14 protein-coding genes are annotated in these 15,892 nt (G+C 35.2%); 3 read left to right on the top strand and 11 right to left on the bottom strand.

The features are described from left to right. Positions 1-205: 205 nt before the first annotated feature. Positions 206-583, top strand: coding sequence for a hypothetical protein (locus tag HN643_01060; protein MBT7500248.1), 378 nt, complete (start codon positions 206-208; stop codon positions 581-583). A 60-nt stretch (positions 584-643) separates the two neighbouring features. On the opposite strand, the gene HN643_01065 is transcribed toward HN643_01060, so the two are convergent. From HN643_01065 to HN643_01090, 6 genes are all read right to left on the bottom strand, one after another. Continuing rightward, entirely contained in the window at positions 644-1,165 is a 522-nt protein-coding gene (locus HN643_01065) for an NYN domain-containing protein (GenBank protein ID MBT7500249.1), read from the bottom strand. A 237-nt stretch (positions 1,166-1,402) separates the two neighbouring features. Continuing rightward, a complete protein-coding gene (locus HN643_01070; protein MBT7500250.1) occupies positions 1,403-3,697 on the bottom strand; it encodes a hypothetical protein in 2,295 nt (764 codons plus the stop codon). 9 nt (positions 3,698-3,706) lie between these two features. After that, positions 3,707-5,755, bottom strand: coding sequence for a hypothetical protein (locus HN643_01075; protein ID MBT7500251.1), 2,049 nt, complete (start codon positions 5,753-5,755; stop codon positions 3,707-3,709). An 89-nt stretch (positions 5,756-5,844) separates the two neighbouring features. Continuing rightward, complete coding sequence (locus tag HN643_01080) at positions 5,845-6,825, bottom strand: hypothetical protein (GenBank protein MBT7500252.1); 981 nt, start codon at positions 6,823-6,825, stop codon at positions 5,845-5,847. Between the two features lie 64 nt (positions 6,826-6,889). After that, a complete protein-coding gene (locus HN643_01085) occupies positions 6,890-8,194 on the bottom strand; it encodes a DUF4131 domain-containing protein (GenBank protein ID MBT7500253.1) in 1,305 nt (434 codons plus the stop codon). Positions 8,195-8,239: 45 nt separating this feature from the next. Next, positions 8,240-8,845 carry a hypothetical protein gene (locus tag HN643_01090; GenBank protein ID MBT7500254.1) on the bottom strand — a complete coding sequence of 202 codons (606 nt, stop codon included), beginning with the start codon at positions 8,843-8,845 and terminating at the stop codon, positions 8,240-8,242. A gap of 130 nt (positions 8,846-8,975) precedes the next feature. On the opposite strand from HN643_01090, the gene HN643_01095 reads away from it, so the two are divergent. Both HN643_01095 and HN643_01100 read left to right on the top strand, forming a co-directional pair. Then, a complete protein-coding gene (locus HN643_01095) occupies positions 8,976-9,470 on the top strand; it encodes a hypothetical protein (protein MBT7500255.1) in 495 nt (164 codons plus the stop codon). A 162-nt stretch (positions 9,471-9,632) separates the two neighbouring features. Further along, entirely contained in the window at positions 9,633-10,067 is a 435-nt protein-coding gene (locus tag HN643_01100; GenBank protein MBT7500256.1) for a hypothetical protein, read from the top strand. A gap of 62 nt (positions 10,068-10,129) precedes the next feature. On the opposite strand, the gene HN643_01105 is transcribed toward HN643_01100, so the two are convergent. The 5 genes from HN643_01105 to ruvA all read right to left on the bottom strand — a co-directional run bounded on the left by HN643_01105 (position 10,130) and on the right by ruvA (position 15,807). Then, the gene (locus HN643_01105; protein ID MBT7500257.1) at positions 10,130-11,896 is read right to left on the bottom strand and encodes a sulfatase-like hydrolase/transferase; all 1,767 of its coding nucleotides are present in this window, start codon (positions 11,894-11,896) and stop codon (positions 10,130-10,132) included. A gap of 151 nt (positions 11,897-12,047) precedes the next feature. Then, positions 12,048-13,127, bottom strand: coding sequence for a M20 family metallopeptidase (locus HN643_01110; GenBank protein MBT7500258.1), 1,080 nt, complete (start codon positions 13,125-13,127; stop codon positions 12,048-12,050). Positions 13,128-13,166: 39 nt separating this feature from the next. Further along, complete coding sequence (locus tag HN643_01115) at positions 13,167-14,204, bottom strand: hypothetical protein (protein ID MBT7500259.1); 1,038 nt, start codon at positions 14,202-14,204, stop codon at positions 13,167-13,169. 6 nt (positions 14,205-14,210) lie between these two features. Then, positions 14,211-15,227, bottom strand: a complete 1,017-nt coding sequence (locus tag HN643_01120) for a peptidoglycan bridge formation glycyltransferase FemA/FemB family protein (GenBank protein ID MBT7500260.1) — start codon at positions 15,225-15,227, stop codon at positions 14,211-14,213. Between the two features lie 4 nt (positions 15,228-15,231). Continuing rightward, positions 15,232-15,807 carry a Holliday junction branch migration protein RuvA gene (ruvA, locus tag HN643_01125; GenBank protein MBT7500261.1) on the bottom strand — a complete coding sequence of 192 codons (576 nt, stop codon included), beginning with the start codon at positions 15,805-15,807 and terminating at the stop codon, positions 15,232-15,234. Positions 15,808-15,892: the final 85 nt, after the last annotated feature.

Below are 15,892 nucleotides of genomic sequence, written 5' to 3' on the forward strand. Positions count from 1 at the left end.
GTGTGATGTGTTATGTGTTATGTGTTATGTGTTATGTGTTATGTGTTATGTGTTATGTGTTATGTGTTATGTGTTATGTGTTATGTGTTATGTGTTATGTGTTATGTGTTACGTGCTACGTGTCTCTATTATACCACGCTTGACAAACTTAATAGCTTCATGTATAATGTGTTGTAGCTTGATTCTCTTTAATCACGGAGGAAAAATGGGTCGAAAAAAGACAGCAGTGCAGCCGCTCTACCCTGATTGGCTTGTAGAGATGGTTGGAACGATCAGCCATTACTTTGACAATCCAAACAAGGCCATGCAAATCCTTTTTTTCTGCCTTAAGTATGAACGATACGAAGGCAACCAGGAATGGATCATTGTTGATCGAGATGGCGACAAGTATGATCTACGCGAATACGCGCAAATGCATCAAGCTTGCTATGAGCGACGCCAAAGGCACAACACGCCTCACAAAATCAACATCCTAGAACTGGAACTGCTTGTGCCCCGTTCACCTGCGCCGAGTTTGCAAGCTTCCGGCGGTCGAAAACCAAATCTGGATCAACTGGAAGGCAACGTCGAAGAGTATTTCTAGAAAACCAAAACGCTCCCCGCCATGCGGGAGAGCGTTTTTTATTTACTCCAATTTTTATAATTATCTTTTTCTCCTAATTATATTCGGAATCAAAAATTTTCTTTTGTTATCACTCAAATTTTCAAAACTATCAACAACTTCCATTAGTTTAGCGCTGGCAGATTCTGCAAAAGCTACCACTTCAACACGACAACCGTTTGTGTTCTGAACATATTCAACCAAAGGAATATAATCACCATCACCAGAAACTAAAATTATTACATCAAGACTTTGGGACAGCTTAACTGCATCCATAGCAATACCCACATCCCAATCACCTTTTTTAGCGCCACCAGGAAAAATTTGCAAATCTTTTGTTTTAACTTCATAGCCAACTTTTTCCAATGCTTCAAAAAAATTCTTTTCTAAACCTTCCATTGTTTTAATACCATAAGCTATGGCGCGAATCAGTTTTCGATCACCAACTGACTCTTTTAAAATGGCGCCAAAATTAACTTTCTTTTTGTACAAAACCTTACCACTATAATACAGGTTTTGAATGTCGACCAAAACGCCGACTCGTTGTTCTTTGAAAATAGACATAAGTTATATTGTTATATTGTTATATTGCTATATTGTTATATTGCTTGCCGTGAACTTAACAAAGTTATAGTTCATGGCTATATTGCTATATTGTTTAAACAATTTAACAATCTGACAATTTACTATTCTATAGTATCATAATTAATCTGAAACTAAAACCATAACTGTTCGCTGAACAATAATCTGTAACTATAAAAAAATCCCCCGACAAACGTCGGGGGATTTTCTGCTTTTCTATTAAAACACTAATGTTCCAAAATATAAAGGAAAGTCATCATGCACCAAAACATCCTCATTGGTCTCTACGTCCTTACCAACCACCATATAACTTGCTGGCATTGATAATTGTATAGTATCGTTAGTACTGGCAATGGTAGAATCCGCATAAACATCAAAACTGTATGTTTGTCCTGCCGCTAAGTAATAATTGATGTTAGTTGTAAAAATTGACTTCAGGCTATTACTATAATATGTTGGCCACATCACACCACTATTATTTGATAGTTCTATTCGCCAATCAACGAACTTAGATGGGACTGCAGAATTTACGTTAAAACCTAACTCCGAAAGCTCAACGTCCTTAGTTACCATAATATCAATAGTTGCTACTTTAAGACCTGTTGATGGTGTGGCTGTTCCTGTAGGTGAATTTGAACTAACGCTAACATAGATCCCTGCCTGTTCAACAACCTGTTCCACACACGCACCATTTACACAGGTTTTATTATTTGGACAAACCGTTCCTTCTGTTGAAATAGGTGGGGCTCCCGGGATTTGATTATCTACTGCTATATATCCATCATTACAATAATATTCAATAACGTTCCCTGAACTAGTACAATAATCCTTCTTTGTTTCCCAACTACTATCATTCCAATTTACACCTGTTGTTTCACCAGCTGACTCTAAATTAATTCCTCCGTCAGTGTCCTGACATTCTACTGCTGCACAACTTCCATCTTCATGACAAAATAACTGTGGTTCTCCACAAGCTACCCAAACTGCTCCTGGCTCAACTGGGTTACTACAATAACCATTACTATCACAAATTTCTTGTGTACATGGATTCATATCATTACAATCATACTCATTTGTACACTTCACTATAGGACCATTCTGTCCCACACAAGAACCCTGACTACAAGCTGTTCCAGATGGACATTCAAAATAATGGCCATTAACCCTGCCGTCAGGTAAACATTGTGATTCAACTACCCAGGCGCCAGTTTCAGTTTGTGCGCCGTTAACTTCTTCAGCGCAATAATCATCACTATAAACTAGCTGGCTAAAAGTATAATCCCAACCAAGAATAGTGGTAGATTGATAAATATCATTACCATCTGGATCATCACACATATCAGATAAAGCATCAGCTCCAGTAAATTCAGGGAAATCAATAGAGAAATCTCCAATAATATTTGCAGTTTCTAAAGAATTCAAGCTGTAAGCAACTACTGACTCCTCATCAATCATACTTAACTGCAACTTCTGATTAACTCCTATCATCCCCTCTTTAATGAACACCACATACACACCTTTTTCAACTCCAGCTGGAAAAATATAATTATTACTAGATAAATCAAAGCTAATTTGATCTGAACCACTGATTTGGCCTTGAACTAAGAAATCTCCGCTATCTTGATACAGTCTCCAATAAGCAGGTTTCATTATCAGTGGCCAACCTTGTTTAATTTCAAAATTAAGTTGGTTAACCTTAATATCTTCATTTGCATTAAATTTTAATCTTGCAACAATATTCTTCTCCATATTCAAAGTACCATTTGGCAAAGATGTATCTTGCTGTACACTTAATTCAGTACTTGCCAATACACACGCACCTTCTACACAAGAACCTGGACAATCATAACTATTCCAGCTTACTTTACCGGTCTTTTCATTACAAAAATATTCTAATATTCTTCCCTCGTCCCAACATTTGTCATCCGCTTCATAAAACTCATCAGTTGTTGGGTGTAATCCTTTGATATGCCCCTTCATTCCTAAATTAGCAAATTTATAAGAATTAATAGGCAAACCAACATCATTTTTGTCAGTTACGTCACTATCAAGACAAGCGCCTTCTGTCTCACCTGGAATACCGACTCCGATTATTCTTTTCTTCAAAACTTTCCTGGCTCTACCCATTTTGTACCATGCTTTAAGTAAGGTTTTGTACCGCTTGGCATCCTTTGGTTTAAATACAACCGTAACTCGACAAGTTTCTTGTGGTCTCAGCTGAGACTTACAAGTTGTCTTATTTCTATCAAAGGTAAAACCGTTTGCCAATTTAGAAAAACTGAACTTGATAGTTCTACGTTTTTCAACATTTTTCACTACAAAAGTTTTACTAACTGAATCACCCACCATTACTGAACCGAGATTCTCGGTCCCCATGTCAATAAATTGCAATCCAGTGTTAACTGCGTTATTCGCCATCATGGCGGCAGCAGCTACTGCAATAATTCCAGCAACTACAACCTTGGTGGTTGATTTAGTGCTAGTTTTACTTTGTGTTTGTGTCATTGTTTTCATAATTTTAAATTAATTTTGAGGGACACATTGCTTTAATGTATTATCCCATAATATATTATTATTATTTTCTGTTTTACCGCAAAAACAACCAGCACCAAAAGCAATTTCTCCGAGACCGCTATATGAAATCAAATCTGGATTACACTCACAACCGTTACTGGGATTATTATCAAAATCCATCCAACCATCACCACATTCCCACTGACACTGAAACTCATCCGCATATATTATACCATTATTGGTATTATAACTGTAGTCTGGCTCTATATATGCTTTGATGTTTGGCTTGGTTAAACTAACTAACACTCTACAACCACTGACAATTGTATTTCCATTTAATTGAACTTTATTCAGTCCAGAAATAGCATCTAAAACACTCACATCAGTTACTTGGTTATTTCTAAAATCAAGTTCTTTCAAATTAGACAAATTATCTAAACCTGACAAATTATTAATATTATTATTTTCAGCCCAAAGCTTTTCTAGCTTAGTTATATTTTGAATCGGGCTTAAGGACTGAATTACATTATCTCCAATATCTAAATATTTAACATTAGTACTATTTTCTAAACCGACTAAACTACTAATAAAATTATTATTTAATCCCAACCTACCTTCTATTTTTGTTAAATTGGCTAAAGCAGAAATATTCTGGATATTATTATATCCCAGTCGGAGTGTTTTAAGTTCAGATAAATTGGTTAAAGCTGAAATGTCACTAATATTATTGTTTTCAGCATACAAAGCTACAATATTAGTCAAGTTCGCCAAAGCAGAGAGATTACTAATACTGTTTTGACCAATGGTCAAAACCCACATATCTGGGAAATTTGCTAAAACTGAAATATCAGAAAGACCGCTATTACTGGAAATATCTAACGTTTTTAATTTAATTAAATTTTCCAGTGAAGATATATCAACTACACTATTATTCGCTAAATAAAGTGATTTCAAATTAATCAAGTTTTCCAATGGTTTAACATTAGTAATACCATTAAATCTCAAGTCAAGCGTTTCTAAATTGACTAAATTTGTCAGTGGCGCCAAATCAAGATTAGTGATGTTGGAATTATAGCCGACCATACATAATTTTTTCAATTTAGACAAATACTCAAGACCACTTAAATTTGCCACCGGTTTATCCACCTTCGTGATAAAAGGTTGAGCAAAACAACCAGCTTGAATTAACTCTTCTATGTCCTGAACATCTGAAACTATGATATCTTCATCAAGTTTATCAATTTTTTGTCTTATAATTGTTTCTAAATTTTCATCTGGGAAAGTTATAACAGAATTTGGGTCTATAATTGGATCCGCCGCTGGAACCACTTCCGGCTCAACCGAAACCAATACACATCGCCCCTCTAAACAACTACCTGGACAATCATAACTGTTCCAACTAACTTTACCGGTATTTTCATTACAAAAATATTCCAATATGCGTCCTTCATTCCAACACTTATCATCAGCTTCATAAAACTCGTCCGTTGTCGGATGAATACCGCTAATATGTCCTCTTTTAGTCAGATTAGCAAATTTATATGTCTTGTATGGTAATCCCACATCATTTTTATCTTTTTCATCACTATCTATACAAGCCCGATCACTTTCTGCCGACATGCCAAAACCTACCAATCTTTTTCTTAGCGATTTTTTTGTTCTTCCTTTTCTGCTTATTACATTAAGTTCAGCTTTATACCTTTTAACTTCCTGTGGCTTGAAAACAACTGTAACCCTACAAGTTTCTCGTGGTTTCAAAACATGCTTACAAGTTGTCTTGTTAGTATTAATTGTGAAACCCTTAGCTAAACTTTTGATAGCAAAGTTAATAGGCTGTCGCTTTTCCATGTTTTTTACCACAAAAGTTTTGCTAGCTAAATCACCAACCATAACAGTCCCAAATTTATATGTCCCACGATCAAGAAATTGCAAGCCTGTATTATTAGCTGCATTAACCCCAATCATTGCTGCTGCCACGGCTGCAATAATTCCTGCCACTACTACTTTAGTAACTGCCTTAGTATTGGTTTTTATCTCTGTTCGTGTCTTTGTTTGCATAAAACTATCCTTAATAAACAATAAATGTTAAACCATAAACTAATTTATTAAGTTTTAAATTATATATTTATTTTTACTTTAACAAATTACTAGTTTTTCAATTCCAATTCTTGCTCAAAAATATCTTTATGTTTATCTAATTCACCTACTGCCGCTAAATAAAGTTGTTTTACTTTTTCTTGATCACTTAATCTTTCTTCGACTAAACTACGTAAAATTTCAATTGTCTGTTCATGGGTCTTGGTTCCACGGATACGAAAAGCCTGATATTTATCAGCAATAACTAAGCGCACTCGAAAGGCCTGATATTTATCAGCTAATTCCAGAGAAGCCATCTGAGGATCCACATTTTCTATTCCTACCCTAGCTGGATCATGGCCATCAATCATGTGATGACTAGCTGCCACTTCCACAACCCGATTATCAACACCTTGATCTCTTAAAATATCATATGACCAATAAACATGCGCTGACCACAAAAGTCCCATGCGGATTTTTTTTCCTATTTTTGTTTCAAATCTTTTTTCTTGTTGTTTTTTTCCTGCTGAAACAATTCTTGTTAATATTTCATCCGCTCTCTCTTCAGTCAAATCACCTTCATCAACCTTAATTTGCAAAGCTTGCTGTAAAGTCAATTCTTGTGGTGTGACTTCATGATTATTAACTGTGTAAATTATTTGATTAAAATCTAAATTGAACACATCCACAAACGCTTGTTGCTCTTCCGGTGTGGCTTCAGCTGGCCCAGACTTGCCTACATCATGAACCAAGCAAGCAAACCGCAGTTCATTCATTTCACTTTCGTCCATTTCAATATCCTCAACCAAATTATCAATAATCTCGGAAATTTCTACTGCATCCTGAAAATGAGAATTGCGTTTTTGAAGATTTAATCCTTCAATGTTTGACAATTTACTCAAACGATTCAAAATTGTTTGTGATACATTTTCATAACCCAAAGCACCAAACAATTCCTGAATTTGTTCTGGGCTTCTTTTGTCATTATGAAAATCTCTTTTTAATTTTTGTTCATACAGATTATGCATGAACATATCATTTTCAAACGGCATAACAAAAACCAAAATAAGAACTTCTTAAGTGAAGCTAATTTATTCATAGAAATTATACCATATTTTATCTTTTTCTCCTATTACTTTTAATTATATAAAACAAAATCAAATACATCACAACCATCACCCACCAGCTAATATTAACTTCCACTGACGCCCATTTAAATGCTGAAAATATTTCGACTACTTTGATTACATACCCCAAGACCAACCACGAGAACCAACCAATTATTTGACCAAGAAACAAATATACAGATGAAGAGATAAACTGCAAAAAACCAACTAACATAGCGATTGGAATCACTGGCAAAACCAACAGATTAACAACTGGTGCCACAATTGAAAGTCGGCCGAACTGAAATAGGATTAACGGTAGAGTAAAAATTATTGCGGATAACGTTGAAGTTAAATTTTCCTGCAAACCAAATTTCCTTGGCACCCATTTAAATCCTTTAATCAACTTTGGAGATAAATAAACTAAACCTATTGTTGCCAAAAATGAGAGCTGAAAACCAGCATCCCAAATCAAAATTTTTGGATTAAACAATGCCATCACTACGGCTGACAAAATTAAAACATTACTTACCTTACTTTTTCTGCCTAAATGTTTAGCCAACAAAACTATACTACCCATTATAGCGGCCCGAATCACCGACGCGCTGGCACCAGTTAAAATCACAAAGAAAAATAACGCAATTAATATCCCCCATATTGATTTTTTGCGATTAATTGAAAGTGAAGTGAAAAAATTCAAAAGTAAAATCACGATAATCGTAATATTATAACCAGAAATAGCGATAATATGCGTTATCCCGGTAACATTGAACTTATTTAACAGATCCTGCGGGATCCCCTGTCGTGCCCCCACCAATATCCCACCAACTAAAGCTGCTTGCGGTTCCGCCACTGTACGATTAATTTTTGTTTGCATCAGCCACTTTAACTTGAGTATGCCGGCAATAAGGATATTGCCGCTTCCGGTTCGTAATGAACGGATTTGTGGCTGATAACACACTGAATAAATTCCGTAACGTGCCAAATATCTATCATATTTAAAATTCTCAATTTGCTCGGGAGTTTGCAATTTACATTTAACTTCCAATAAATCACCATATTCAAACTCTGGATATAATTGAGTCCGAAGCAAAACTTTTCCTCTAAGTTCTGTCGGTTTAACGGTTAGCTTCTGGTGATCCAATCGAACATCCGGCTCTGTGGAAATCACAGCCTGAAAAGTCATCTGTTTATTATTATAAAAAGAAATATGTTTTTCATTAAACTTGGGAGAATAAAATATCGCCCAACTCAATTGAAACAGTAGGATAACAAAACAAATCAGGAAAAACTTTTGCGACTTTTTAAGTTTCATAAATTCATTATAACAAAAAAGCACCCTTATTAAGAGTGCTGTGTTCTACTTAGTCGGACAAGTCTTGATTTTCTGAACCACATATAACCACAATAAATTCAAACTTCCCTTAGCGTATTTGTAGTTGACTTTAAGTTTCCGGAACTGTTTATTTACCGTTGTTGGGATAAAAGGAACTCGGTCACTAACAACCTTGGCCACGAGCACCGGCACATTATATTTCTTCGCCAATGCAGTTACGTGATAAGTTTCCTGATCAACAGCAACAACTCCACGTGAAATACCGAAGCGATGCCGGACCATTCCGTGAAAAGTTTGAAAAACTCCCTTTTCAACTCCCTTTTTCAGATTAATTGTTCTTGGAAAAATCCTTGTTGTATCAATGTCGAGTCGCTGAGTCATCAATGTCCCTGGTTTTCTGTAACGTACTTGAGTTGCGATGACAGTATTGCCAACTTTTAAATTTCTATTGACCGAACCGCAAAGCCCAAAACAGATTATCATATCCGGGACTTCTTTTTCCAGCTCAACACCTAAATTTTCAATGGTTTTGGAACAACCGATCCCAGTCACAATAATTTTCGACACAAACCCATTATCTGCACCGAAAGGAATCTCACCTTCATCAGCAACAACCAGCCAGATATTCATTCCTTCCTCCCTTTTATTTACTTTCTTTTCATTAAATATTATCCTATGAAACGTGTTTTGTCAAGGCTGTCCCAGTTGCCAAACTTGCTTAATTGCATTATGCTTGGCATATAAACATTAAACAAAATATATGCAAGTACCAACCAGGCGCTATGATGCCAAAGCCAAAGCAACTGACCCACTGATAACTCAGCAAAAGTTTGATGAGCTAAATAATAATCTTGAAAAGTTACAAAAAAAATTGCCAAATGCCATGTCTGAAGTTTCCCGGTTAGCAGAGATGGGTGATTTCTCAGAAAACGCAGCTTATCAAATGGCCAAAGGCCGCTTGCGTGGTATCCATAGACGAATTCAGGAAATTGAAACGCAACTAAAACATTCAGCAATTATTGAAGCCAAACAAAACACTGATTCAGTTCACTTGGGACAAAAAGTTACTGTCAAAAGCGACGGTCAAACAAAAACTTTTCAAATTCTGGGACAAACTGAAACCAATCCCAGCGCAGGAATCATTTCCCGCTATTCCCCACTGGGGACTTTGCTTTTAGGTAAAAAAATCGGTGACATTGTTGAAGTACAATCAGAAAATAAACTCATTAAATATCAGATAGTTAGTATTGATTAATGTTTATTCTGTTTTTAAAAAAATGCTTAGTATTTACTGAGTTTTTTTGATTTTCTATTTACAATATAAGACCAAAACAACCTATTGACATACTCCAAAGAACTTGTTAATCTACTCTATTGAGCCTACTATCTAGGCACAAAAGACTAAACGGAGGATATTATGAGTGGTCAAACATTCAGTATTTTGTGGGGAACCAACGATGTAGGACAATTTGCCATACAAAAAACGTTAGCTAAGCTCCAGGAACTTGGGCACAAATTGTTCTTCACTGAAGACCCAACTGAGCTGCTAAACGCACTGGGTTCACCAGACAGAACCTTTGATCTGGTGGTCATTGAACCTGAGCATCTGAAAAAGTCAGACGACTGGCCAGAAGCCGAAGGTAGTAATCAACCACGGGTTCACACCGGCTATGCGCTAGCCGCAGAAATCAGAAAAAATTACGCCCGGCTGCGGATTATGATTCTCACTTCTTTTACCCCACAAGAAGAAACACTAGAACAATGCGGTCTAACTGCTATTGAAAACTGGGGCACAATTGTTCGCAAGCCCTGCCTGAGCGAAGACCTTATTCAGGCTATTGAAACCGGTTAATAATCACAAACGCTCCAATTCAATTTTGGAGCGTTTTTTTATCAGAATAAATTATTTGATTATTATTCAACCAAAACATCCTGTTCCAAAACCTCATCTGTAGATTTTACCAAGTCACTGATTAATTTAATCCACAACTTTTCTTCCACCGTGCTTAAATTTTCTTTACTTGTCATTACTCTATAAATATCGGATTTAGCATTACCCTGAATAATTAAATCCTGATTTTTGAAGTAAATTTTACCCAAGCACTTATTTAGGATTGGTGAATTGTACTGTTTTGTGAATAGACTGGTGCCCCAAAAATTTTCTCGTGGTACATAATCAGACTGTTCAATCAAATTTAAAATAGTTGGAGAAATATCCATGTGACTGGCTTGCGTAACGATTTCCCCCTTGAACCCTTGCGGAAAAACAATGGTCATCGGAAGCTGATTATAAGAATCAAAAACTAGTTGTTCATTACTACCATCAAAACTATAATATCTATGATCACTATAAATAACCACAATTGTATTTTTATCTAACCCTTTATTTTTCAAGCTGATCATCAAATTTTCCAAAGCGTCGTCAGAAGATTTCAGGAAACCAAAGAATAAACGCATTTGCTCTTCATTTATTTCCGAACTGTTAACCAACCAAGGATTAATTTTTCCGACAAAAGGTTTTATTTCTAAATTATTGGCATCTAATTGATAGTCAATTTGTTCCTGGTCATGAGGAGCATGAGAAGTAAAACTCAAAACATATCCGAAGAATGGTTTTGATTCTTTATTTAATTCAGTCAAAGCTCGCTGAAAAACTTGGTCATCATTTAACTTTTGCCTTAAATCAGGCGCAAAATATGTATTATCAAAGCCCCACCGAGGAATCAAAGTTTCACGATCCCAAAATTCCGGTACATTAGAATGAAAAAAATGGGTTGAATAATTGTAATCATCCTTCAAAATTTCTGGCAAACAGTTAAATTTATTTTCTTTATGAGAATAACCAATTGGCTCAAATGAATTTGGCCAAAAACTACACAAAGAAGCAAACTCAGCGTTTATGGTTTCACAACTATTTGCATGAAAATCGCCAATCGTAACATTGTTCTGCATTAATTTTTTGAGATATGGCATTGGTGACGGATCATTATCAACAGCCCAACTGCCGACCGACTCCAACTGTACAACTAAAATATTTGGACGCTCCTTGAACTTCGGTAAATATAATTGGCTCTCTGTCTCTGGGTTGAATTTTTTAATCTCCAACCAACTATCCTCAGCAACTTGCAATGCTGTGCGATCATCATCCTGATTGTCATCTTTGTTTTTGGCATTCGCATAAAGCTGAGAATAAAAATGACCCAAAAACCCCACATCTGAAAGTTGTTTTTTTATATCCCACCAGGTTTCTCTAGGATTATTATATAAATATGAACAAGTGCTAAAAGCCACTGTGTTAATAATCGCAAAAACAACAATCAAAAACACCAAATTACGCATTGGGCGTTTTTTATAATGAAAAATTAGTTTTAATGGCTGTGAATTAAAAAGTAAGTGCTCAACCTTTTTATCTATAATAAGTAAATATACTATTGAGTTTAATATTGCTGCCAAATATACTACTATTGCTAAAACATACAATTTAACTGGCACCAAGCTAGCAAAATCTTGCAAAAAAGTAATCATACTTAAGTCCAGCTGAGAAGCCTGGCGCATACTAAAATCTACAAAAGATTTAAATACTCCGAAATATGCAAAGTTAAACAATGAAACTAAATATACTGCTCCCAAAAATAATAAGCTGAGCGCCCTCCACCAACGAAAACGTAAAAAATTAAACATCAAAAAATAACTCAAAGTAGCGATCGAAACAAAAAATAAATGCAACCAGGTGAAACTAAAATCTAATAATGAAAAGTAAATAAAAAAGTATATTACATTAAAAAAAAGTAATATGAAGTAAAAAATTACTGCTATTATTAACCTCCTTTGATTAAGCATTATTATCTAAGTGTAATAAAAAGTCTTGTACTGTTTGATAAAACCGTTTTAATCCGAGTAACGAGACCCATTCATTTTTTTTATGATTACCAGAACCAGTTGGTTGGAAATTAATTGCCGGAATATTGTAGGCTGACAAATACCGAGCATCAGAAGAGCCAAACTGTTTTGTAAATGGCAGCTCTTTGGCAAAATGCTTTTCGGCAGTAGATTTAAATGCTTGCAAATATTCATTATCTGGCTCAATATTAAAAACATCAGCTGCGACACCACACTCACACTCAATTCCCTGCTCATTAATGCACGAAAAATAACTCTTAATTTTCTCCTTATCATCCATTGAATAATAACGAAAATCCAACTCCATTTCTGCCCACTCAGGGATAGAATTAAACTTATCTCCTCCTCGCATAACCCCAAGGTTAACAGTTAATCCAAAATCTTGATATTCATTTTTTATCTGTAAGTCATTTAACAATGTCTGATATAACTGGTATAGCTTTTCGACTTGATTCTCACCTTCCCATGGCCTTGATGAATGGCCACCAGTACCACGAGATTTTAATTTATAAATACTCACACCTTTTTCAGCAATGACAATACTGTCACCAAATCCCCCGTCCGGAACAACCGCGACTTTAGCAGTATAACCAGCTTCCAAAACTTTATTTAAACCATTTTGCCCACCAACTTCTTCATCAGGAACTAAAACCAAAGCAACTTTTAAATTATTTAAACCAACCTTTTTAATTAATTCAACTTCAACAGCAATGGACGCCTTCATATCAAATCCACCACGACCCAGTAATTTACCTTCATTCACTTTGGGCTTGAAACTTTCGACTTCTCCAGGAACCACGTCCAAATGACCATATAAAAATACGTCAAAATCTTTGACTAAATGTCGACTTATAACATATGAAGTAAATCCTTCGGATTCAATTGTTTGCACTTGAAAATCAGCGCCCAAATAATCAATAATAACTTGGGCACAAAGTTTTACTTTGGCTTGATCTTGTGTCACTGAAGGCACTGCCATTAATTGTTTAGCTAAATCTAAATAGTCTGTCATATATTTATTAGGGACAAAGGTTCAGGAGCCTTATTTTTTTTAACTATACGTCGCAACAACTTGATCAACTTTTTTTAATATTCTCCGATTATCTTGACGAGGATATTTCTTTACTTTTCTTCTATATTTCGGTAAACTCTTTAAGAATTTTTTAATTGTAATCATATCAAGTTGATCAGCATGCAAACCATAACCTGATTTCTCAATATACAAAGCATTCAAAATTTGTTCAAACTGCGATCGTACTGGCCAGGCTAAATATGGTTTTCCCAAATGCAAAGCTTCACCAATTAAAGTAAACCCTGTATTGGCAATTACGGCCTTAGAATTTGCCAAATCTAGGAAAAACTTATCTTTGCTTGGTTTTTTGAATAAAAGATTTTTTTGTTTGCCTTCTTTATTAAATCCATAACAAATAAATTTGCAATTCACCTCCAGCAATACTTTTTCCAAATCGTGACTTGGAGAAGTTACATAAACTAATATATAATCACCTTGCTTTGGTTTAGCTTGTAAAACTTCTGATCTCAAAATTGGTGAAAATACAAAAGTTTTTTTATTCTTAGGCTTGGTTTTGAAAAATGATATTACTAGATTAATTTTCGTATTAAAAATTAAAAGTTTTGTAACGGCCTTAGCCAGAGTTGCGTCTTTTTCATGTTCCCGCGGATATTTTACGATTGTATCAGTTAGGGCATGTTGATTATCAATAGAAACTAACGGTACTCTCTTTAAATTTGCAGCGATACAAGCCAACGGCTCGAAATCAGTGATAATTAGATCCGGTTTAAAACTATTAATCAACTTTAGAATCTTTTGTAAACTAGCTTTTGCTTGTGGCAAACGTAAAGCGTTCTTATATACTGTCGGCAAAATTCGGACTTGATTATCATGGTAATCAAAAGTTAAACCAAAAATCTTTTCAACTTTAAAAAACTTTTTTAACAAATCATAACCTTGATTATACGAGAGTATTTTCAATTCATGCCCCTCTCCCACCAAATGAGCAATAATTTCTTTTGATCTGGAACCATGACCAGCGCCCTGGCCGGCCAAGCTGTAAATAATTTTTGCCATATTTCTTTATTTTTTAAAACGCCCTCGAATAAATCGATATAAACCGAGTTTTATGGGCATATAAACTTTTTCATAGGTGCCAATATACTCAGTAATTTCTGCATCTGGAGAAAAGCCCATTTTGAATTTGGTAAACCCTGCCCATTTGGACTCTCTGCCCTCAGCTCCAGCTGGGGCAGCTCCCCAAAAATCATAAAACCATAAACCATCATCTTTTGCATCTTTAATCGCCTGCCACTGAAGTAAATGCGGGGCCATTAAATTACGATATTCATAATCCGAAGCTCCAAATAAATATGTTACCGTATCATTCCAGAAAACCATTATGTTCGCCGCAATAACTTTACCTTCATGTTTAGCAAAATATAGTTTCACAAATGGCAATTCTAATAATTTTTTGTAATACTCTTGAGAGTAAAAAGTTATTCCTTGACGTTGTGTAGTTTTTTTAAGTAGTTCATAAAACTCCTTGAACTTGCTATTGTCAACTTCAACTTCAACTCCCTTTTTTCTGGCTAAATTAATATTGTAACGCGTTTTTTGATGCATACCAGCTAAAATTTCTTCTTCTTTCTGACGAATATCTAAAATTAATGTGTGGCGAGGCTGGATATCTGATTCAGATTTTTCAAACCCTTTTTCTGATAAAACATTCGCCCATTCTTGATCATTTGTGTATGGATCAACTTGCAAATACAAACATTTATTGTACTTAGCCAATTTATCAATTTCCTGCATTATTAATTGGAGAATTTTATCTTTGCCAACTGTCGCCTGATCATTAATAACTGGGCCACGCGGGGAATACAAAATTGATTGATTAATCTTTAATATTGTTTTGAATACAAATATTGAAGCTACCCAAGTATCGCCCTCAGTTATTACAAAACGCCAGACCTGGTCTTTTTGAGTCGCCATAAATTCGCTCCATTCCCAGGATTGTAAAAATGAACCTCCCTCGTTGGTACGGATAAATTCATTCCATTTTTGTTTATCATTAATTGTGGCTTCGCGAATTTGCATATAACTAAATATTTTTTAATACTTCCCTCACCTTTTCACTCACATCTTTTATACTCGGATCAACTTTTTTCAATGCTTCCTTGGATTGATACACTGAATAGCCCAACGAAACCAAAGCTTCAATCACCTCTGTATCTTCTCCCATTTCTTCCCTAGACTTGAGGCCATCCAATTTAACTGAAGCAGTAATTTTATTTTTTAATTCTAATACAATTCGCTCAGCAGTTTTCGCTCCAATACCAGAAACTCGTTTCAAAACTGAAGCATCGCCATTCACAATTGCAGAAACAATATCACCAACACTAGCTTCAGTAAATACGCCTAAAGCAGTTTTAGGACCAATCCCGGAAATTGAAATTAATTGCTCAAACAACTTTAGCTCTTCGTATTTTACAAATCCAAAAAGTAGTAATGCGTCCTCTCTCACATGCTGATATGTATACAATTCAACGTCATTACCTATTTTTACATTTAACAAAACTTCCGCTGGAACAAAAACCTTGTATCCGATTCCGTTATTCTCCACGACCAGGAAAGTACCATCTTTTTGTTTGATTTTACCACTAATAAATGCAATCATAATTCATTCTTTGTTATTCTTACGTCATAATCAATGATACCGTATTTTCTCTAAAATTTCAACTACAAAAAAACTCCGCTGTTTA

Source organism: Candidatus Falkowbacteria bacterium (assembly GCA_018674305.1).
Taxonomy (GTDB): Bacteria; Patescibacteriota; Patescibacteriia; order UBA11705; family JABHMO01; genus JABMRF01.

Bases quoted from the DNA above. Each gene is read 5' to 3' on its own strand.
- HN643_01065 (MBT7500249.1), bottom strand. From the start codon at position 1,165: ATGTCTATTTTCAAAGAACAACGAGTCGGCGTTTTGGTCGACATTCAA.
- HN643_01115 (MBT7500259.1), bottom strand. From the start codon at position 14,204: ATGGCAAAAATTATTTACAGCTTGGCCGGCCAGGGCGCTGGTCATGGT.
- HN643_01105 (MBT7500257.1), bottom strand. From the start codon at position 11,896: ATGTTTAATTTTTTACGTTTTCGTTGGTGGAGGGCGCTCAGCTTATTA.
- HN643_01075 (MBT7500251.1), bottom strand. From the start codon at position 5,755: ATGCAAACAAAGACACGAACAGAGATAAAAACCAATACTAAGGCAGTT.
- HN643_01100 (MBT7500256.1), top strand. From the start codon at position 9,633: ATGAGTGGTCAAACATTCAGTATTTTGTGGGGAACCAACGATGTAGGA.
- HN643_01110 (MBT7500258.1), bottom strand. From the start codon at position 13,127: ATGACAGACTATTTAGATTTAGCTAAACAATTAATGGCAGTGCCTTCA.
- HN643_01120 (MBT7500260.1), bottom strand. From the start codon at position 15,227: ATGCAAATTCGCGAAGCCACAATTAATGATAAACAAAAATGGAATGAA.
- HN643_01070 (MBT7500250.1), bottom strand. From the start codon at position 3,697: ATGAAAACAATGACACAAACACAAAGTAAAACTAGCACTAAATCAACC.
- HN643_01085 (MBT7500253.1), bottom strand. From the start codon at position 8,194: ATGAAACTTAAAAAGTCGCAAAAGTTTTTCCTGATTTGTTTTGTTATC.
- HN643_01095 (MBT7500255.1), top strand. From the start codon at position 8,976: ATGCAAGTACCAACCAGGCGCTATGATGCCAAAGCCAAAGCAACTGAC.
- HN643_01060 (MBT7500248.1), top strand. From the start codon at position 206: ATGGGTCGAAAAAAGACAGCAGTGCAGCCGCTCTACCCTGATTGGCTT.
- HN643_01080 (MBT7500252.1), bottom strand. From the start codon at position 6,825: ATGCCGTTTGAAAATGATATGTTCATGCATAATCTGTATGAACAAAAA.
- HN643_01090 (MBT7500254.1), bottom strand. From the start codon at position 8,845: ATGAATATCTGGCTGGTTGTTGCTGATGAAGGTGAGATTCCTTTCGGT.
- ruvA (MBT7500261.1), bottom strand. From the start codon at position 15,807: ATGATTGCATTTATTAGTGGTAAAATCAAACAAAAAGATGGTACTTTC.